The organism is Marinobacter sediminicola (assembly GCF_031157525.1).
In the GTDB taxonomy this organism is placed as follows: domain Bacteria; phylum Pseudomonadota; class Gammaproteobacteria; order Pseudomonadales; family Oleiphilaceae; genus Marinobacter; species Marinobacter sediminicola.
Genome location: NZ_JAVIXR010000010.1, coordinates 64,263 through 84,852, shown reverse-complemented (window position 1 = coordinate 84,852; position 20,590 = coordinate 64,263). Strand labels below are relative to the sequence as shown.

The window sequence follows — 20,590 nt, the reverse complement described above, 5'->3', positions numbered from 1 at the left end:
GCCCGTTAAGCTTATATGCAACGAGCCATGTGTGCCCAATTATAACAGGTTGTACGGGAAGGGTTATCTGTCGGTTCACGGCACCTTGGTTGCGAGCAGAATGCCGCGACGTTCTTCTCCGTTGAGATTATTTTTGTACAGCAAAAAGAATTGGTTCTGATCGGCGGTTACAAAGCCGGTAAGAGACAGACCGCCGGCGCTGAAGCTTACCTGCCCGTCACCGCCATCGGTATAGGTCAGCAGGGGCGTGGTCAGTTGGACTGCCGCCGGTGTGGAAACGGTTGCGTTGTCCACGGAATGCAGTACCTCAAAGGTATTGCTGCTCAGGCTTGCGGTGCTGCCAGAAAGTTCCAGAGTGCCATTGTCCAGATGAATCAGCCTGTTGAAGCCATCCTCCATGCCCAACATAAAGCCTTGAACCCTGTAGCGCCCTGAAGCTGGTGCCGCGGAAGGGGCTTTCTCTGCCGCAATGAGCAGACCATCGCCAATGACAGCGCCACCGGACGACGCGGCGTTAGCCAGGTTAAACGCCAGTAAAGAACCATCGGGCACGCTGGCACCGACACCCAGATCTGGTTCGCCAAAGGCGCCGGCGGGATTGTTAACATCAAGATTAAGCCGGCCAATGTTCTTGTCACCGGTGCTTAATCGCGCGGTGCGGGAGCTGAGTACCCAGTTGTCAGAGCGGGTGCCGGTGCTGCCCGCCACTACCGCGCCGGAGCTGTCACGGTTCAGGGTGGTATAGTTCTGAGACTGGGTAATGGTGCTGACATTCGAGCCCGCACTAACTTGCCAGGAGCCAGTTCCCAACTCGACCTGCAACGGTGACGCAGAGCCTGCCGAAAACCGGGTTGCCAAATAGAGCATGTTGTAACCACGATTGTTCAGAACGCTTACATCGAAACCTTCTTTCCTCAGGAGGTTCAGCTCAAGAGCTGAAACAAAATGGGCTTCCAGCTCATCTTTTCGCGCAAGCTTGCCTTGCTCAGACTCAAGCTTAATGGCTTTGCCAGCGCTGAAGTAGCCAGCCAGCGCCCGATCAGGGCCAGTGTTGGTGCTGCTAGCGGCGCCGACATAGGCATCCAAATAGTAGGGGTTGCGAGTCCAGCCAATGATTCTGGAGCTGTTGCGGCCGGTGATGCTCTGGTAAAGCGCGCGAATGGCCAGCAATCGAGTATCGCTGTCCAATGTGGCGCCACCGGGGGAGGACGAATGAGTGTTCAAGTCCCAGGTCTCAGAGCCCCGCTCAAAAAACGTATTGCCTTGCTGATGGATCAGCGTTTTCCTGTCATAGGGAATTTGCGCTGCAAGAGAGGTGATTTTGATGCCAATGAAATCGAGGCTTGCGAGGGTTGATCCCGGGTAGCTATAGGTTGTGGGGCTGGTAGGCTCTTCCCTTCCCATGCGAATGCCCCACTGGCCAGATCCAGCCAAGCTGCTTTCCAGAAATGTTTGCCCCAGCTCCATACCCATGAAAACCGAGTTGTAATCCGCTGAACTTGCTGAAATGTCACCTACGGATTGATCATCCAGAAGCGGGTAGTTCGCCGCCGAGGCAATATAACTTACGAAGTCTGCCCGTTGGGAGAGAAGATCCAAGGCGCTTGCGATGCTGGCCCCAGTGGGAATATTTATTTCGAAATCGTGAACCTGGTCGGCCAGAGCGGGCCATACGAGTTTGTTGAGGCACAGAGTGTCGCTGGCGTCATCGGCACAGTCCAGAAGGCGCTGAAACTCCCCGGAAGAATAATTTGGAAGCGTGTTGAGCAACAGGTATTCGGAGAAGGGATTAATCTTGATATCACGATCGTCATCAGCGGCCAGTGATCGCAGTTTGGTGTTGCCATACTGTGCTTCAATGACGACGTCTGGCGAGAGTGGCTGCCCATTCTCGAATTTGATAATGGTATAGCCTTCATCATCCTTGCGGGTGCTATACGCCGTGGAGCCAATATCCTTGAGGTTTTTGTCGATCTGGTACGCGCGAACGCTATCCGGCTGAACAATCCGCAGGTTGCGCCGTGTTGGCTCGCCGTCTGGCGCGAGACTTACGGGAAGCTCCATGGTGATGCGAACTTCACCGTAGCTGAGCCCACTGCTGTTGTTGGAGTCACCGGTACTGCCGGGGCTGAAATCATTTGCCGGGTTTTTTACACCCGCAAAGGAATTGGGCTTGTTTCGGGCGCCCTCAATTGCATACTCACCACTGCAGGCGGTAATCAGTGTAATCGCAGAGACGAGAAATAGCCCCAGTGTCAGTCGCATATCTGGCTGTCCATGCTAAAACGGTATTGTAGATGTTGGCGATGTCGGTGAGATCCCAAACGCCGATAATCAGTGTAGCAGTGCAGGGGATGGGAAAGCGTGAGAGAGGGCACGAAACAGGCGCCCAATACAGGGCGCCTGTTTTATACAGCAAGTTTAGATAGCGGCAAGCATCAGAAGAAGATTTTCATGCCTGCAAGAACACCTTCATCCAGGTTTACGTCGGGCTCTGAAGGATAGTCCAGTTCGGTGTTCAGGTAGCGGTAGCCCACAAACAGCTCTGCATTTCGGATAACTCTGTAGTTGGCGCGCAGCTCAAAGCTGGTCATGTCGTCAGAATCACCAAATGAAAGAATGCTGGGTGCATAGTAAAGACCGCCGGTGAAGGACAGGCCCGGTGCACGGGGAATGTTCACTGTGGCAAAGCCGCCCAGGCCCACAGCACCACCGTCAGCACGGTTTTGATCCCAGAAGATGCCACGCATGCCGATGCCGGCGGTTGTTGGCAGGTTGCCAAGAGCGGTGCGGCCCTGGGCGTGAAAATCCACGTTAGCAATATGCCGGCTGCCTTCATGGTAGGTGTAGCCAGCGCCCAGCTGAAGATCGTTGTTGTTTCCGAAAAAGTTTACCTGCCCCTTTACGGAGTCATTGGTCAGGCTCAAATCCATATCGGCTGCCATAACGGGAGCGGCGATCAGAGACAGGGCCAATACGGAAACGCGGGATACTTTCATTCTTTTACCTTCTAGATTGCGGTGCGAGTAATGGGTGCGAATGGTAACGGGCTACCTGCCACACCACAACTTACAAGCATGTAAGCGGGGAGATAGAATCGCGATTGTTTACGCGAAACAATCAATGGCGTGTTGTTTCGCCACCCTGATCAAGATCGTCGGGAGACGCTGTTTCCGCCGGTACCCGATATTCCTCGTTGGCCCAGGCTCCAAAATCGATCAATTTGCAGCGTTCTGAGCAGAATGGGCGCCAGGCGTTGGCCTCAATCCATTCAACAGATTTTTTACAAGTAGGGCAGTTTACGTTCATGTTTTTGGACCTCCATGGGCGTATTGTTCCAGTACGGCCCGCAACATTTCAATATTGACAGGCTTGGCAACGAAAGAATCCATGCCGGCACGGCGGCAGCGTTCCTCATCTTCTTCCATGGCACTGGCAGTGAGCGCCACCACAGGAACGCGGCTGCGCTTGTGGGTTGCTTCCCATACCCGCAGGCGCCGGGTAGCTTCAAAGCCGTCTACATTAGGCATTATGCAGTCCATGAAGATGAGATCAAACGGGTGCCACTGCCAAAGGCTGGATGCCGCCTCGCCGTCATTGGCCGTCATCACGTCGCACCCGAGTTTCTCCAGAAGCCTGCGAGTCAGAGTTCGATTGACCGGGTTATCCTCCACCAGCAGAACCTTCATGGTGCGGGACCAACGCTCACGACGCTTTTCAGTGTCGCTGCTCGCCTGCAGGGAAAAACGGGTAAGGAAGCGCCGCTCATCCTTTGCGGAATCCTCAAAAATCTGGTTGAGGATAGGTGTAAGGCAGGATTCTCTCAGGGATTTGCTGAGAAACGCATCCGCTCCGGCCTGCCGGAAATGCTCGGCGTCGCCGCGCTGGGGATTTGAAGAGAGAATGAGAAGGCGCATCTCAGACCAAAGCGCGTTGCCACGAACTTGCCGACACAGCAAATCACTGTCCATATCGGGTAAAAAACCATCCAGAATGATGGCGTCGAAGGGTTCCTGACTGTCGAACGCCAAGCGCAATGAGGTCAGGGCTTCTCCTGCAGACTTTACCGCCTCGATGTGAACGTCGTGGCGTGACAGCATTTCCAAGGTGATCTTCCGGGACAGCTCATAGGAGTCTGCGACCAGAACCCGCTTGCCCTTCACCATCCGTGCATCGGGGCGCACTCTGGAAGTGCTTTCAGGCGCGGTAGGGAGGGAAAGCTCAACCCAGAAGGTGGAGCCTTCACCAGGCCGGCTTTCTACATCCAGTGAGCCTTGCATCAAGGTGACAAGCTGGCGGCAAATCGTCAGGCCCAGCCCGGCACCGGGCAGCTGGCGCTGGAATCTCTGGCCAAGCTGAACATAGGGCTCATAGACCAGTGGGAGGTCTTTCGGGTTGATACCAATGCCGGTATCTTCCACCGCCAGGCGCAGGCGAACCTTGTCATCTCGACGCCCCAGCACCTCAATGCTAATCAGCACATGCCCTGAATCTGTAAACTTGATGGCGTTGGACACCAGGTTCAGCAGCACCTGGCGAATGCGCGCAGGATCGCCCCGCAGTGCCCAGGGCAGCTCTTCATCAATGCGTAATTCCAGTGCCAACCCTTTCTCCCGGGCACGTTCGCCCAGCATGTGTACGAGGTCATTCAGGGTTTCCCGCAGATCAAAGGGAATGTCTTCAAGCTCCAGCTTCTGAGCCTCCATGCTGGAGATATCCAGAAGGTCATTGATGATGGATGAGAGGCCTTCTGAAGCGCTGAGCAGCGTTTGCACGTATTCCCGCTGCTCCTGATCCAATGGTGTGTCGGTAAGCAGGTTGGCGTAGCCAAGCACCGACTGCAGAGGCGTGCGCAGTTCGTGGCTTACATTGGCGAGAAACTGGTTTTTCGCACGATTGGCCCGAATCGCCTCATCGCGTTCACCCTGCGATTGAATGGTTGTTTGCCGGAGTGAGCGAGTATCTTCCAGAATTTGCAGGCGCATCTTATTAAGTGCGTACTCCAACTCTGATAACTCATCCGGATTTTTGCGGGCTTTGCGCTTCAGGTGCAAGGGATCTACCAGTGCATCAAGATTAAGCCGTGCGGCGTAATCCGCCATAGACTCCAGATGGCGGGACAGCGTAAGGCGAACGATGACCAGCAGCCCGAGGGTGCCCAGCATCACCACGATAGACTGGAACAGCAGATTGATCAGAGCGCTGTTCCGAAGCTCCGTGTAGACCTGCTCGATCGACGAAGTAATGGTCAAGGTGCCCATATCCTCCGGGCCCCGGTAGGTGGAACGATTAAACACCAAAGGGAAGGTTTGTGAAATAACCCGGCCTTCAGGGTAGCTGCCGGTGGTGAACTGTTCGCCGGTAGAGGTGACAACCCTGGCGTAATGAATCGCCTCTACAGCCCGCATGTCATCGAGGCTATTGGCTACTTCGCTGAAGTTCATCAGCCAGATATTGTTGCTCATGCCTCCCGACACCAGGCCCGCTACTCGCTGCTGGGTTTCTTGGAGATCTGATTTGCGGCGCTCAAACTCACCGATCATTTGTACGCCGGTAGCAACCAGAGAAATGACAAGGCTGAACAGCAACACATACACAAGCAGCCGCATTGCAAGCGGCCGAATACCCATGCGCGTGAAAAACCGTTTTGAAGGCAAGGCACAAATTCCCTGTGTCGACTACAAAATTAACTGCCGAAGTTTAACAGACCGTTAGCACTTCGACACGTTTCCATGAATCCGCATTCACAAACCGGAACCGAACGTTGAGATCATAGAGGTGCGCGCCGTAAATACGGGCTTCATCACGGCCCCGACGAAACGACGGGCGCGGATCGTAGCTAACCACATCGGTAATCAGAAGCTTCAGATCCGGGTACTGCTCTGGCGACAGCTCAGCCAGGTGCGCTTCAGCTTCTGGCAGAAATACAACCTCCAGTCGCTCGGTGGGGGCGGTTTCAGCCCAGCCGAGGGCGGCTTCGGGAATCGCATCTGCAAAGGGCAGGTAAGGTTTGATATCCAGAATGGGTGTGCCTTCAATAAGATCGTGGTCGCTTATCTGTAGCGCCAACTGACCATCCTTGCGCACCAGCCCCTCGTTGCGTACTACCGAAAGCCCCAAACTATTGGGCCGAAACGGGGAGCGGCTTGCGAATACACCCATCTTTCGGTTGCCGCCCAAGCGAGGCGGCCGAACCACGGGACGCCACTCCGCGCGCACGGCTTCGTGAAACTGAAATATCAGCCACAGATGGCTGGCGGTTTCGAGGCCCCGAAAAGCATCTTCGCGATCATAGGGTGCCTGTATAATCAGATCGGCGCGGGCGTACCGGGTAAGCCCCGGTTGGCGCGGCACGCCGAACTTGTCTTTGAAGCAGGAGCGAGTGACCGCAATAGGTGTGAGCGCCAGTGCATCTTGGGCGGGTATAGCGTGGTGTCTGGGCATAGGGCCTAGTTCATGAAGTTTGGATTGATGGCACCGGAAAAGTACATTTCTACCCGAAAAAGAATGGAGCCTTGGTCTTTGAAGTTCTTCTCCCGGGGGAAGGTTAGCGCTGGTATGAGATCTGCAAACAACCAGTCGCTGTGAAGCCGGTAACGCCAAGTGAGGTCTGTAAAGGCTGAGGTGGTGCGCCAGTTCGGCTGGCTCTCGCCAAGCACGCCTATCCTCGGAGTTAGCAATGAGCGACTATTGAGCCGTTTACTTATGCTGAAGATCTGGCCCATTACAAACTTGCGGTCGTTGTGAACCCATTCAAGCTCGGAAGATGACCATAGCTGCCAGCCTCTCGCCAGATCTCTGCTGGCACCAAGCGAGGAGCGGGCGCCCCAGCCATCCTGGTGATAGTAGTAAAATTGTTGCTGAGCCCTTAACCCCCAGTGGTCGCCCGCGACCCACTGCTTGTCAGCCGTTGCGCGCCAGAAAGCATCCGGTGGCAGGTGAAGGCGCACACCCACATCGTTAGACAGGTTGATCGAGTCGCCTATCTGCGACAAATATCGCAAGGCACCTGTGCCTGTACCTTTCGTGCGGCTCGTTTCAGTGAGTTGCCGGTCGCGCTGACGCTCCCCCAAGGGAACCAGCTCGTCGCTTTCACTTTCAATGACCAGGCGCAGCTTGCGTTTTGTGGTGGGTATGTCCAGACGAAACCGGGCTTCTGGTTCGAACTGAAACACATTGCCGTATTCAGATTCTGTGGCGATGCCGATGCGCAAGTAGCTATCGTTCATTGGCAGCCTATGGGTTTCGCCAGAAAGAGTGCGATCTGCCCACTGCCCGAAAGCGTGAACTTTAGGGCTCTGAATACGTTCCTGGCGCAAAATGAAGTTGCTGAAATTCAGCCAGTAAGAGTCCCGTGGCTCAGCCCAATGCTCATCTGAGCTGAAGGTGTAAAAAGACAGGGGGAGAGCTTCTAGCGATAGTGTGTCTGGGATGGGCAGCTCTTGAGCTTTAAGCTCTGGCTCCATACCGCTGGAGTTTGTGCTGATCACAAGGGTATGGGCGGCAATTAGCCAAGCAAATGCGCGGCCGCGGCATTCAACCAAAGTCCACCATGAACGATTCATGTAATGCCCGAACCTCAGCTGCAACCGCGTTTAAAGACTGGTTATTATCAATCACTGCATCTGCACGAGCAAGCCGCTGTTCACGTGGCATTTGAGCGGCAATAATTCGCTCTACCTGCTCCCGGGAGTTCGTGTCGCGACCCATAGTGCGTTCTATTTGAACCTCCACCGGTACATCCACCACCAGTATCTGCTTTACCAGCTGGTGTTGGTCAGTTTCCAGAAGCAAAGGCGAGACCAGAAGAACATAGGGTAACGCATAATTTTGCGGATGCAGCTGACGAGTCAGCTCATCACGAATAATCGGGTGCAGCAGGCTTTCGAGCCAGATGCGCTGCTCCGGTTGTTCAAACACTATTTGCCGCAGCTTGGCTCGGTCCAGAGCCCCGTCACCCAAAAGGATATCTGCACCAAAGTGATCGGCGATTGCGGCCAGCGCGGGGGCGCCCGGCTCAACGACTTCACGGGCTACGTCATCCGCGTCCACCCAGTGAACGCCCAGGTTTCCAAACTGCCGTGCAACAGTGGATTTACCGGAGCCGATACCGCCCGTTAAACCTAAAACGACCATGCGATCTGCCAACCCCGTTAAACTCCCAGCAACCGATACCAGATTTCCTGAATCTCAATGCCAAACCACAAACACAGTAATCCCGCCGCTGCAAGGTAGGGCCCGAACGGAATCGGCACTTCCCGGCCATGCTTTTTAAAGACCATTAAACTGATACCAACAACCGCACCCACAGCCGATGACAACAGAATCACCACCGGAAGCAATTCCCAGCCCAGCCAGGCACCCAGAGCCGCAAGCAGCTTGAAATCCCCGTGGCCCATGCCTTCCTTGCCGGTTGCCAACTTGAACAACCAGTACACGGACCACAAAGAAAGATAACCAACAACCGCCCCAAGAAACGCGCTGTTAAAATCGCCCAGATACCCGAAATAACTCAACATCAGCCCGAGCCACAGTAAGGGCAGGGTGATGCTGTCTGGTAATAACTGGGTGTCGAAATCGATCACGGTAAGAGCAATCAGCGCCCAAACCAGCAGGAGCGCCAACAAGGTTGATTCCGAAGGGCCACCGATCACCACAGTGATCACCGAAAACAACGCCGTAACCGCTTCTATGATCGGGTAACGGGCCGAAATGTGCGTTTTACAACCGCTGCATTTGCCGCCAAGAAGCAGGTAGCTGATAACAGGGATGTTCTCCCAGGCACGAATCTTGTGCCCGCAGGAAGGGCAGGTGGAGGCTGGGCGGGAGAGTGTTACTGGCTCTTCCTGTTTGCGCTCGCCTTCTGGAACCTCAAGAAATGCCTCGCACTGACAGCGCCATTCCTGGTGCATCATTTTCGGCAGGCGGAGGATGACCACGTTCAGGAAGCTGCCGATGCAGAGGGAGATGAAGGTGACGGTTAGGTAAAGGAGCCAAGGGGTTGAGAGAAAAATATCCAAGGTAGCCATTCAAAACTCAGTTGTTGTAGCTTTAACTCTCCTCTCCCCAACAGGAGAGGACTGTTTTACTCCCCTCTCCCCTTGCGGGAGAGGGGCTGGGGGTGAGGGGGCTGCGCACCTTTAACCCACAACGTTCCCCATCTGAAATATCGGCAGGTACATGGCAATAATCAAACCACCCACCAATACACCCAACACAGCCATAATCATCGGCTCCATCAGTGCAGTCAGGTTATCGACCATGTCATCAACTACGGCCTCATAATGCACGGCAACCTTCTCGAGCATTTCATCAAGGTTACCGGATTCTTCGCCAATAGCCGTGAGCTGGACAGCCATAACAGGAAATACATCCTGCTGCCTCATCGAAGCCTGCAATTGAGTACCACTAGAAACATCAGCCTTAATGCGCTGAATAGCATCCCGGTATATCGCATTACCCGTAGCGCCCGCTACCGAATCCAGCGCATCCACAAGTGGTACGCCTGCGGCAAAGGTGGTAGACAGAACCCTGCCAAATTTGGCTACTGCTGATTTGTCGAGGATCTCACCAACAACCGGCAGCTTGAGAACGTACTTGTCTACAATATCCGAGAATTTCTGCGACCGGGTCTTGGCTTCCTTGAATAGGAAGATCGTGCCCGCTATGCCCAAAAGTACCACAAACCACCAGGACTGCATCCAGTCCGATAACCTTACTACCATCTGTGTAAATACTGGGAGTTCAGCTCCAAAACCCTGGAACAGACTTTCAAATTGAGGAACGACTTTCACCAGAAGAATGGCTGTAACAACAATTGCTACAACAACAACCGCGATAGGGTATGTCATCGCCTTTTTAACTTTTTTCTTCAGGAGCTCTGTTTTTTCAAGATAGAGAGCTATGCGATCCAGCATTTGTTCCAGTGCGCCGGCTTTTTCGCCTGAGTCCACTAAGTTGCAATACAAATTATCAAAGTGCTTGGGATGCTTGCGAAGAGATGCAGCAAAACTCGTTCCAGAAGAAATGTCATTCCGGATAGACATTACGAGCTTCTGAAGACCTTTGTTTTCAAGGCCGTCAGCAACTATGTCAAAGCTCTGCACCAGGGGGACACCTGCCTTCATCATGGTCGCAAGCTGCCGAGTAAGCATGGCAATGTCGAATGGCGTAATCTTTTTGCTGCCACCAAACAAAGGCTTTGGTTTCTTCTTTACTTTATCCGGAATGATACCTTGTTTGCGAAGCTGGGCCTTTACCAAGGCCAAGCTGGAGCCGGCAATCTCTCCCTTGGACTTGGCGCCCTTTCGGTCCTTGCCTTCCCAAACATACGATTCCAGTTTTTGCGATTTTTCTGACATGCTTAATCCTTCGTCACGCGGTTGGCTTCCTCAAGGCTCGTTACGCCCTCGATCACTTTTCTAAGTGCGGACTGGCGTAAGTTCCGGAAGCCCTCAGCCTCTGCCTGCTTTGCAATTTTAATGGAGCTGGCCTCTTCCATAATCATGCTGGCCAACTTCTCTGTAACCTTAACCACCTCATAAATACCGACGCGGCCTTTATAGCCACTACTGCATTTATCACAGCCCTTGGGGTGGTACAACGTGAAGCCTGTATCAATTTGTTCCTCTGTGAACCCTTCGGCCAAAAGTAGGTCTTTAGGAACCTCGCCAGGCTGTTTACAGGCGCTACAAAGTCGCCGGCCGAGTCGTTGGGCAATTATCAAGCTGACAGACGTTGCAATGTTAAATGCGGGTACACCCATGTTCATCATACGGGTGAGGGTTTCTGCTGCACTATTGGTGTGCAGAGTAGATAGGACCAAGTGCCCGGTTTGCGCGGCTTTGATCGCAATATTGGCGGTCTCAAGATCTCGGATCTCTCCCACCATGATTACATCCGGGTCCTGCCGCAGAAATGCACGCAGTGCCTCAGCAAAGCCCAGCCCGACACGAGTGTTTACGTTTACCTGGTTGATCCCTTCCAAGTTGATTTCGGCGGGATCCTCGGCCGTGGAAATATTGATATCGGGCGTGTTGAGGATATTCAGGCCAGTGTAAAGCGATACAGTTTTACCAGAGCCGGTTGGTCCCGTAACCAGAATCATCCCTTGCGGCTGAGACAATGCATCCATAAACAGCTGTTTCTGATCTTCCTCGTACCCAAGTACATCAATGCCAAGCTTCGCCTGGCTGGGGTCCAGGATTCGCAAAACAATTTTTTCGCCCCAAAGCGTCGGCAGGGTATTTACCCGAAAATCGATCGCTTTGGTTTTGGACAGCTTCATCTTGATTCGGCCATCCTGAGGAACTCGGCGCTCGGATATGTCCAGCTGCGCCATGATTTTTACACGAGCAGAAATCTTGGGTGCCAACTTAATAGATGGGCGAGACACCTCTTTCAAAATGCCGTCTGTTCTATAGCGCACGCGGTAGGTTTTTTCGTAAGGCTCAAAGTGAACATCGGATGCGCCTCCACGGATGGCGTCCAGCAACATCTTGTTCACATATTTAACGATGGGGGCGTCATCCACATCGCTGGCAGATACAGCCCCATCATCTTCCTGCTCGCCGCCTTCGGTTTCCACGCCCTCAAGATCTGCGTCGTCCAGATTTCCCATGGATGTGTCTTGGGAGTCCAGATACTTATCGATAGCATCGCGCAGCTTTGCGTCATCTACCAAGATTGCATCCGTGCTCAGGCCGGTATTGAACTTTATTTCGTCCAGTGCCTGGATATTGGTGGGGTCTGATACCGCAATAAAAAGACGATTTCCGCGCTTATAAAGAGGCAGGGCGTTGTGTTTGCGCACCAGTTTCTCATCAACCACGCCTTCGGGCATCATCTCCGGGTGAAACGATGAGAGGTCAAGAACTGACACTCCAAATTCCATGGCGGCTGAGAACGCTAGCTTGGCGCTATCCGCCAGTTTGTTTTGGGTGAGGTAGGTGATTAATGGGATACGGTTTTGTGAGGCCTGTACAAAGGCATCTTTGGCGGTTGCTTCATCAAGAAGGCCGTCTTCCACAAAGCGCCGGGCCAGTCCTGTTAGGGTGATGTTGCTTTTGTTAGTAGCCATAAACGAATTAGAGAGTGCTGCCTAAGTGATTGAAAAAGATATTTCATGATTGCGGAGAGTTTAGATGGCTGGTGTGGGTTTGGAAAGGTGTGGGTGTAACTGAATCGGTGACGTCTTCCCAGTTGGGGTGATAGGAAGTGCTCATTGAGGGTGACAAATATTGTCAGTGGGTGACGGCGGGCGGCCTTGGTGTTGTTGTGGGAGTGTGTAGCGTATGGTTGCTCACCGAATTCAACCCGCTGATTCGATTGAGGTAGTGGCTTTGGTCTATTTGTTGGCATGGAAGGTGCTTGTTGCTGAGCAGGCTCACCAAAACCGGTTGCGGGGCAAAGCTCCACCGGCCCCGGGCCAAAATGACGTAACAAAACGACAACACAGAGGTCGAATATGAAAAATATTCAAATTAACCACGCTCAGAAAGGTTTTACCCTGATTGAACTGATGATCGTTGTAGCGATCATTGGTATTTTGGCGGCGATCGCTATTCCTCAGTACCAAGACTATATTGCGCGTACCCAGGTTACTCGCGTAGTTGGCGAAATTTCCGCACTCAAGACCGCTGTTGAAGAGAGATTGGCCCGTGGCGTAACAACGAATACGCTAGGCGAACTCGGCTATGTGGGCTCTAATTTGACCACCGCTAACTCGAGCACTTCGGCAAACTTCACGGGTGGCGCTGGCAACATCTCGGTTGTGCTAGGTGGTAACGCCGCTACAGGTATTGCGACGACAGGAATAGCTTTGAAGCGCACCGCAACAGGTGAGTGGACTTGCTTGATTGATGGTAAAGGCGCGGCTTGGGATACAAGTTTCATCCCCGCAGGTTGCACATCAGGTACCCCGTAATAGTTAAAAGCAAACTCTAAAAAAGAGGGGGGAAACCCCCTCTTTTTTTTGGTGCATGAAATGACTCTGTTTGTCGGAGCATGGTCATAAACCGTATGAGGCGGAAGCCGATGATGATCTATAGTGCACTCCTACTTTGGCTTTTGGCATTTGTTTTTCCTATTGGGCTTTATCCTTTCCAGGATTTTGCTAGAGGGGGCGTGACGGTTGGTGCCGCGTTATTGCTTTTTTCTTATTTGTTTTCGAAAAGAAGTGAGGTGGTTTACTGTCCTAGAATTTTCGTATTTCTTCCGTTGGGGCTTCTTGGCCTTTTGGGAAGCTATCATTTTACGAGCCCCTCTATTTCTATTTCTTACAATAGCTACTTGGTTGTTTTGCTGGCCTGCGGCTGGATTTCATTATCAGCAGCGGAGTTAAGGTCGATTTATGGAAAAGAGTTCGTTGTAGGACGATTCGCTTCATTTTTGCTGCTGGCTTCAATGTTGTGCGGCCTAGTTGGCCTTCTTCGATATTATGGTGTCCTAAGGCATGTAATTCCGCTTATCGCTGAAGATGGGGATAGGTTGTTGGGCTCGCTTGGCCAGCCAAATCTCACAGCTGTTTTGTTAGCGATAGGTTTTAGTGCTTTGGTATTCTTAAAATATCAGACATCTTTAATTAAAGGGAGTTGGTATTACGGCGCTTTATTATTTTTAATCTACTGCGGCACGCTGACGGGCAGCAGAACTTGGTTTGTTGTTATGTTTGCGGTTTTTCTGGTGTGGGGTGCGCACTGCTTTAAGTTTTGCTCCGACTCCAATAATGGCAATGCTCGGTTGCAGCAACGGTTTTGGCCCTCTTTGTTAATATCGTTCTGTCTATTTCTGGGGGCGATATGGGGGGCGCCGGTGTTCGATAATTTGGTTTCCAAGCATTTAATCGATACTGGGTACGTCAATCGTGTCAGCGCCGAAACGATGTATAAGCAGAGAGAGATGGTTGGCTCATCAGGGCGGGTGGCCGAATGGCGTAAGGTTCAGAGCATTAACGTCACTTCCAATGAGTTTTGGGTCGGCTATGGCGCTGGCCGTTATGGTGTATTTAGCAATGAAGTGGCGGTGAAGAAGCATCTGCAGGGTAATGGTGCTATCTGGAATAATGCTCATAATATATTTATTAATTTCTTTATTGAGTTTGGAGTTGTGGGGATGTTGTTCATTCTTGCGTGTTGCCTCTATATTGCAAGAATGGTTTTTAGAGCTGAGATGTCCGTGACTAATAGTTTTCTTGTGTCGATTATTGGGGTGCTTGGTCTTCACAGTCTAGTAGAGTTCTCGCTTTGGTCCCTTCCATTTCTTTCTGTGTTTGTAATTTCAGTTTCTTTACTAGATAAAAGTTTTCTAATTAAATTCTCTGATTTTAAGGTGAAGAGAGGAATTGTTGTTTTGTGTTTGATCGTTTTCCTGCCGCTGGGAGGGTATGTAGGTCGGGACGCTTTAACGGTGATCGGTATCATGTACAAGCAAAACCCTGATTCAAATGATCGGTTTGCGCTGGATGATGTCAGAAGAAGCTCTATTATTGGAGATAAAGCAGCTTCTGTGTTGATTCTTAAGTTTCAACCACCAATTTCCGGCATGAGCAATGCTCTTGCACAAATGCGAAAGTTGGCTGATTGGAGGCCTGAGCCATTGTTTGTGCTGAGGAAGTCCTCTCTTCTGGCAGCAACCGGCCAGTATGAAGAGGCGTGTTTAGCTATAACTCATATGATTAAGTTGTATCCAATTACAATAGAGCCTCTACAGAAGGAGCTTGATTATTATTCTGACCAAACTAGTTTGGATTCGGACGTTTATTATAAGTGTATATTTTTAGGGGTTGGGAGTTGGCTGGGAGCGCCGGCATTGAGCTTATAAGTTGATCGTGTTTTTGAGTTGGAAATGTTTACATTAAATGGTTTTAGCAAAACACTATATGTTGGCATCTGTAATGAGAAATAGCACCGGTTTTACCCTTGTAGAGTTGATGATTGTTGTTGTGGTTATTGGGATTCTTACTGCAACCACTATTCCCATATACCAAGGCTACATTGTGAAAACTCAGATAGATCGTGCAGTTGGTGAGCTGTCAGCTTACAAAACTCCGTTTGAAGAGCGTGCAGGTTCAAATGGGGGGGTGACAAATCGCGACATCGGGTACACGCCTTCCAATCTCACCACAGGCAGCCAAGTTTCCGATATTGCAGCACTTAACAGTGATGGTTCTGGTTGGCTGCAAGTGATTATGGGTGGCAAAGCGCACCCAAACTTGGCAGGTTTGATCGTTAGATTCGAGCGCAGTTCGTCTGGAGTCTGGGAGTGTGTATTCGACAAGAGTGCGGCAGCTACTTGGAAGTCATCTTATTTGCCGTCTGGGTGCAGGCTGTAAGTTCATCTAAGATCCTTGGGAACCGCCACAAAGCTTGTCGAAATTCACGAGGCTCCGGCTTTTTTTTAGAGTTTAGTCGATCGTTGAGCGGTGCTCCTAATTTATAGTCTCGGGAACGGGTTCAATGGTGAAGTAAATTTGATCGATGATTGCGTGTTCAAGTTGGCTGGCAGCGAATCGCAGGCAGTCAAACCCAATCACACGTCTACCGGGCTGTGCTTCTCCACATACGCCGACCTACTCCCACCTTCCCCTTCCATACTCACACTAATCCGCGGCGCCGCAACATCAATATACCGCTCTTCCATCTTCCGCTTCAGTAGCAGATTAAATGCCCTCGAAACATCCCACTGATACTCTGGCTTAGTCCGCATTCGCATCCTTAGCACCGGGCAACCTTCCTCAAAAGCATGAATCCCCTGCATCTCAAGAGGCGACCAAATCAGCCAGCGCATATCCGGCAGTGTGCGAAGTTCCTCAGCGGTTTCTGTCATCAGTAGAATTGCATCATCAATAGGCAGTTCCCGGGGAATGCGGATTTTGAGCAGCGCGATCCCAAACTGTCGCGACATGTTGTGAATGGAGCTGATTTTGCTGAAGGTAATGTGGTGTACAACCCCTTCAAGGTCTCGCAGGCGCACCGTGCGCAAGTTGAAACCCTCTACCGTTCCCATGAAGCCGTTGATCTGCACAAAATCCCCAACCGACATGGAATCCTCAACCACAATAAACAAGCCGGTGATCAAATCCTGAACCAGTGTTTGCGCACCAAAGCCGACGGCCAGGCCGATGATGCCGGCACCGGCGAGCAAGGGGGTTACATCAACTCCGAGAGTGGAAAGACTCACTAAGGTAGTGATGACCAGAATTGTGATCAGCAGGGTGTTCCGGGCAATAGGGAGGATGGTCTGGGCTCTGGCCGGGTTGATGCGCTTGTTGCGGTCGCCTCCGCGCATGGCTCTTTCGAGTAGCTCGTCTACAAAAATCCAGGTCAGCTTTGCCGCAAGCAAAATAAAGGTCACGCCAAGCAAGCTCCCAGCCACGCCCGTGCTCACCGACGGCTTTCCTCCAAGACTGAACAAGGACAGCCCCCAGATTTGCAGGATTAGCTCGAAGAATAACAGCCAGGCAGCCGCCTGAATCAGGTTGTAGCCAAAACGCACCAGCCTGCGGCTGAAGGTGCTGAGGGCTTGGTGCTTGGGTCGGTTTTCTTGAATGCCGATCAGTCCTTGCAGAGCAAGCGTTAGTGCCAGTAGCAAGGCGCAGATCATGGCTTTGCCCAAGGCAGCATCCGCTTCCCCGCCATTCACAAACACCGCGACTACTGAGGCGCTGATGGCAACCAGCATAGGTATGTGCCAAAGCCTGGCGAGCAGAGCGGTGACTTCACGCCCTACGCCTTGGTCTTTACGTTGTTTGTAAGGTCGGTTTCGAATCAGATGGGTGACCGGCCTGCGGTTTCGAACAATCAGGAAGAAGCTGAGCAGGGCGGCAATAACGCTGAATACCAGCGCAAGTGCACTGGCGAGCTCTGTCCCGAGTTGGTCGGTCAGCTCGGTTGTACTTAACGCATCCTCTAGGGCAAATAGCACGCCGATGATAAACAGCGGTAAGAGCATTCGCCGGCGCAGAATCATAACGGCGGCAAGGCGGTGGCCACTGGAAAAAATGGAAATCATCACATCGAAAAGTGAGGTCAGCCCGCGGGCACTCAAGCCTGCATAGGCCAGAATAAGTATGGTGGTTTGGGCGTCATCCGACATGCCGAATGTGGGCAGCCCCGCCAGTAGCGCGGTAAAGGTGAGTAGCCAGGGTAAAATGCGCCTTGAAAAATGGGCGATCAGCATCCAGGGCCGGGGGTGCCTTGGCATTTGGAGAGGCCATGCGCGCCATGAGAAAAACATGCTAAGCAGGCGCGACAGGCCCCATAGCGCGGCCATCCATGCGATGAGGCCGGCAGTGATTTCTGCTAGAACTCGGTAAGAAGCACCGGTCAGTAGTTTTTTTGCTGCGCTGTAGGCATTACGGAAATGTGTTTTCCAGATTGTGAGCGGAGTTTCTGCTGTGCTGTCAGCGTTGGTTGCATCATCAAAAAACACAGCAAGAGCGCCTAACAAACCCTCCCCGCCAGAGGTTCTATTCCCCGCTTGCGAAGATTCTGCCTGCAATCCCTGCTGGATGACTTTGAGTTGTTCCACCAGTGCCTTTCTGCTCTCGTCGTCTTCCAGAGCCTGAATGGCTACCTCAATAGAGGCTTCAAGTTCTTCAGCTGAGGCTTCTTCTTTATCTGGCTGCCCCGAGAACCCGGGAATGCCGGGGAGCGTGAAGGGTTGCGCCTGGGTCGCGCCCACAGCAGTAAACAGCAAGATAAAACCAAAAAAGAACGCGGTTAACCTCAAATCTCTACCTCTTCAAACAAATCGGGTACCTCGGCATCCCAGCCGAACTTTTCACTGATGCGCTTGCGCATAATGTCGCTGGCTAACATCTGACCGTGGGTAACATACACTTTCTCAGGTTCAAGCGCGCCCTGCTCAAGCCACTGCAGGAGTTCATTGTAGTCGCCATGGGCTGAGAGGGAGCCCATGTTGTGGATCTCGGCCTTTATTGGCCAGTACTCACCGTGAATTTTTACTGATTCCACGCCGGCAACCAGCCTGTCACCTCGGGTTCCGGCTGCCTGAAAGCCCGCAAATACAACGCTATTCCTGTAATTTGGCAGCAGGGTTTTCAGGTGATGAAGCACCCGGCCACCGCTGGCCATGCCGCTGGCAGACACAATAATGCAGGGGTAGCGCACAGAATCCAGCTTGATGGATTCATCAACCGTGCGAACGAACTCGGTGTGACTATCAATCATCTCGCATTGGCTGGCGCTCAGCTTGTGCTCTTTGTGATGTTTGCAAAAAATCTCTGTGGCTTTGATGGCCATAGGGCTGTTGAGAAATACCGGCAGCTTGGGAATGCGCCCGTATCTCATTATTTTGTGAATCACATAGAGCAGCAACTGCGCCCGGCCAACGGCAAACGACGGAATCAGTACGATGCCGCCACGGCCTGCGGTGCGAGTGATAATCTCAGCCAGCTCGGTCTCCGGGTCTGTGTCCTCGTGCAGTCTGTCGCCATAGGTTGATTCAACCACAAGCACGTTGGCTTTCTTGATGGGCTCCGGTGGGCGCATGATCGGGTCATTCTGCCGGCCCACATCACCGCTAAATACTACGGTGCGGTCATGGGCCTTGTGATGAACGTGCACACAGGCTGAGCCTAGAATGTGCCCAGCAGGTGTGAAGGTTACTTCGAAGCCCTTCACAGGCTCAAACGTCTCGTGGTAGTGGAAGGGCTCGAAGTGCTTCAGCGCTTCCCGGGCATCCTTCACTGTAAAAAGTGGTTCAGGGTTTTCGTGCCTCGAGAATTTTTTTCGAAAGGCGTACTTGGCATCTTCTTCTTGCAGGTAACCCGCATCTGGAAGCAGCACTTTGCACAAGTCGTGGGTGCCCTGAGTGCAGTAAACCTTGCCCTTAAAGCCATGTTTAACCAGCGCGGGCAGGTAGCCTGAGTGGTCGATGTGAGCGTGGGTGAGCACTACGGCATCGATAGTGCTTGGTTCCACCGGAAACTTCGCCCAATTCCTCCTGCGAAGGGTTTTAACCCCCTGGTACATGCCGCAATCAATCAAAACGCGATGTTTATCGTCGGATAACAGATAGCGCGAACCCGTTACCGTACCGGTACCGCCGAGGAAGCGAAGTTTCACAATAGAACTCCTTCTGGGTAGCCAGGCTGAAGTGCGCCTGAAACAGATCCCTCAAGACTGCCTGAAAGCGCGCCTACAGAAAAGCCCGCATACGGCCGGCGGCCAATATTTGCTACTATTCGCCTATACCGCATGATTATTAGCGAAGCAGGATGCCGGCTATGGAATACAGCTCAATACTCCCGGAAGTGATCAGGGTGGCCGATGAGGCCAGCACGAGAGTGCTCCACATTTATCAATCTGATTTCAAAGTGAGCTATAAGGAAGACGAATCGCCCATCACCGCCGCGGATGTCGCCAGCCATGAAATCATCGTAAAAGGCCTGCGTAACATCAGACAGGATATTCCTGTTCTCTCGGAAGAGGGTGCCCAAGCTCCTTGGGAGGAGCGAAAGCAATGGCGCCGGTTCTGGTTGGTAGACCCCATTGACGGCACCAAAGAATTCACCCAGCGTACGGGCGAGTTTACGGTGAACATTGCGCTGATTGAGGATGGTGAGCCGGTGTTGGGCGTTGTCACCGCTCCCGCGTTAAAAGAGGCGTTTTGGGGAATAAAGGGTGAGGGCGCTTATAAGCGAGACCGAACAGGCCGGGAGCATCGCATCAGAGTGGCCGAGTTGCCCGACATCATTCGGGTCGTCGCCAGCAAAAACCACATGAATGATGAGACCCGTGATTTCATAAGAGCGCTTGGCCCCCACAAAACACTTCAGGCGGGCAGCTCCCTCAAGTTTTGCCGAATCGCCGAAGGCCACGCCGATCTCTACCCACGTATGGGGCTCACCAGCGAGTGGGACACGGCGGCAGCCCATGCCGTACTGATTGCCGCAGGAGGCAGTGTGAACACCATAGACGGCAAGCCTGTGCGGTATGGCAAGGAGGATGTGCTTAACCCGTATTTCATTGCGGCGGGAAGCTGGTATATTCCGCGCCCATGACTTGGTACGCACTTCAACACAAGCCTGCACAGGGCGATCGGGCACTGGCGCACCTGCAAAATCAGGATATTGCCTGCTTCTACCCGAAAGTACAGGTTGAGAAAATCAAAGCCGGAAAGCGTACCCAAAAGCTGGAGCCGTTGTTTCCCGGCTACCTGTTTATAAATCTGGAACAAACAGACCCTGCCTGGGCAAAACTGCGATCCACCCGTGGGGTGCTGCGAATTGTGAGTTTTGCTAACAAACCTGCCGCTATCGCGGACGGCGTGATACAGCACATCAAAGACAGCCTGGGCTCCGTAGTTCAGCAGGGTGGGCTAAAGTGTGGAGAGGCGGTTCAGTTGGGCGAAGGGCCGTTTGAAGGTATTAATGCGGTTTTTCAGGCGTATGATGGGGCAGAGCGGGCTATTGTGCTGATCAGCTTTATGCAGAAGCAGCAGAGGGTGAAGGTGCCGGTTTCTGTGATAAGGCCCTAAACCCCGAAGTCTTAACGCCCGGTAACGGAAAATACTCGCCGCAATCTGTAGAGTGTGGCGCACTAACAAGAGTAATTGGGCTTAGTAC

General features: G+C 52.5%; 17 protein-coding genes. 5 read left to right on the top strand and 12 right to left on the bottom strand.

Annotated features, from left to right (window positions below; translation table 11 throughout):
* Positions 1 to 75: 75 nt before the first annotated feature.
* The 10 genes from RG807_RS13820 to pilB all read right to left on the bottom strand — a co-directional run bounded on the left by RG807_RS13820 (position 76) and on the right by pilB (position 12,079).
* A complete protein-coding gene (locus RG807_RS13820; RefSeq protein ID WP_309045408.1) occupies positions 76 to 2,265 on the bottom strand; it encodes a hypothetical protein in 2,190 nt (729 codons plus the stop codon).
* A 173-nt stretch (positions 2,266 to 2,438) separates the two neighbouring features.
* Positions 2,439 to 2,999 carry a YfaZ family outer membrane protein gene (locus RG807_RS13815; protein ID WP_298448207.1) on the bottom strand — a complete coding sequence of 187 codons (561 nt, stop codon included), beginning with the start codon at positions 2,997 to 2,999 and terminating at the stop codon, positions 2,439 to 2,441.
* Between the two features lie 121 nt (positions 3,000 to 3,120).
* Positions 3,121 to 3,309, bottom strand: a complete 189-nt coding sequence (yacG, locus tag RG807_RS13810; RefSeq protein ID WP_309045407.1) for a DNA gyrase inhibitor YacG — start codon at positions 3,307 to 3,309, stop codon at positions 3,121 to 3,123.
* The gene (locus tag RG807_RS13805) at positions 3,306 to 5,630 is read right to left on the bottom strand and encodes a response regulator (protein WP_309045406.1); all 2,325 of its coding nucleotides are present in this window, start codon (positions 5,628 to 5,630) and stop codon (positions 3,306 to 3,308) included. Before RG807_RS13805 ends, yacG begins: the two co-directional genes overlap by 4 nt.
* Before the next feature lie 70 nt (positions 5,631 to 5,700).
* On the bottom strand, positions 5,701 to 6,444 hold the full coding sequence (gene tsaA / locus RG807_RS13800) for a tRNA (N6-threonylcarbamoyladenosine(37)-N6)-methyltransferase TrmO (RefSeq protein ID WP_309045405.1): 744 nt from the start codon (positions 6,442 to 6,444) through the stop codon (positions 5,701 to 5,703).
* A gap of 5 nt (positions 6,445 to 6,449) precedes the next feature.
* Positions 6,450 to 7,565 (bottom strand): hypothetical protein, encoded by a 1,116-nt coding sequence (locus RG807_RS13795; protein WP_309045404.1) that lies wholly within the window; start codon positions 7,563 to 7,565, stop codon positions 6,450 to 6,452.
* Positions 7,537 to 8,136 carry a dephospho-CoA kinase gene (coaE, locus tag RG807_RS13790; protein WP_309045446.1) on the bottom strand — a complete coding sequence of 200 codons (600 nt, stop codon included), beginning with the start codon at positions 8,134 to 8,136 and terminating at the stop codon, positions 7,537 to 7,539. Before coaE ends, RG807_RS13795 begins: the two co-directional genes overlap by 29 nt.
* 17 nt (positions 8,137 to 8,153) lie before the next feature.
* On the bottom strand, positions 8,154 to 9,029 hold the full coding sequence (locus RG807_RS13785) for a prepilin peptidase (RefSeq protein ID WP_309045403.1): 876 nt from the start codon (positions 9,027 to 9,029) through the stop codon (positions 8,154 to 8,156).
* Positions 9,030 to 9,140: 111 nt separating this feature from the next.
* On the bottom strand, positions 9,141 to 10,361 hold the full coding sequence (locus RG807_RS13780; RefSeq protein ID WP_309045402.1) for a type II secretion system F family protein: 1,221 nt from the start codon (positions 10,359 to 10,361) through the stop codon (positions 9,141 to 9,143).
* Positions 10,362 to 10,363: 2 nt separating this feature from the next.
* Complete coding sequence (pilB, locus tag RG807_RS13775; protein ID WP_309045401.1) at positions 10,364 to 12,079, bottom strand: type IV-A pilus assembly ATPase PilB; 1,716 nt, start codon at positions 12,077 to 12,079, stop codon at positions 10,364 to 10,366.
* A 387-nt stretch (positions 12,080 to 12,466) separates the two neighbouring features.
* On the opposite strand from pilB, the gene RG807_RS13770 reads away from it, so the two are divergent.
* The 3 genes from RG807_RS13770 (at position 12,467) to RG807_RS13760 (ending at position 15,331) form a co-directional block, all read left to right on the top strand.
* Positions 12,467 to 12,925: a pilin gene (locus RG807_RS13770; protein ID WP_309045400.1), complete on the top strand. Its 459-nt coding sequence runs from the start codon at positions 12,467 to 12,469 to the stop codon at positions 12,923 to 12,925.
* A gap of 110 nt (positions 12,926 to 13,035) precedes the next feature.
* Positions 13,036 to 14,820 (top strand): PglL family O-oligosaccharyltransferase, encoded by a 1,785-nt coding sequence (locus RG807_RS13765; protein ID WP_309045399.1) that lies wholly within the window; start codon positions 13,036 to 13,038, stop codon positions 14,818 to 14,820.
* Between the two features lie 73 nt (positions 14,821 to 14,893).
* Positions 14,894 to 15,331: a pilin gene (locus RG807_RS13760; RefSeq protein ID WP_309045398.1), complete on the top strand. Its 438-nt coding sequence runs from the start codon at positions 14,894 to 14,896 to the stop codon at positions 15,329 to 15,331.
* Between the two features lie 197 nt (positions 15,332 to 15,528).
* Here the strand turns inward: RG807_RS13760 and RG807_RS13755 are convergent, their stop codons facing one another.
* Positions 15,529 to 17,730, bottom strand: a complete 2,202-nt coding sequence (locus tag RG807_RS13755) for a mechanosensitive ion channel family protein (RefSeq protein ID WP_309045397.1) — start codon at positions 17,728 to 17,730, stop codon at positions 15,529 to 15,531.
* Complete coding sequence (locus RG807_RS13750; RefSeq protein WP_309045396.1) at positions 17,727 to 19,088, bottom strand: MBL fold metallo-hydrolase; 1,362 nt, start codon at positions 19,086 to 19,088, stop codon at positions 17,727 to 17,729. Before RG807_RS13750 ends, RG807_RS13755 begins: the two co-directional genes overlap by 4 nt.
* A gap of 161 nt (positions 19,089 to 19,249) precedes the next feature.
* Between RG807_RS13750 and cysQ the strand changes: the two genes are divergently transcribed.
* Together cysQ and rfaH are read left to right on the top strand one after the other, a co-directional pair.
* Entirely contained in the window at positions 19,250 to 20,026 is a 777-nt protein-coding gene (cysQ, locus tag RG807_RS13745) for a 3'(2'),5'-bisphosphate nucleotidase CysQ (protein ID WP_309045395.1), read from the top strand.
* Positions 20,023 to 20,502: a transcription/translation regulatory transformer protein RfaH gene (gene rfaH / locus RG807_RS13740; protein ID WP_309045394.1), complete on the top strand. Its 480-nt coding sequence runs from the start codon at positions 20,023 to 20,025 to the stop codon at positions 20,500 to 20,502. The genes cysQ and rfaH overlap by 4 nt, the downstream gene beginning before the upstream one ends.
* Positions 20,503 to 20,590 lie beyond the last annotated feature (88 nt).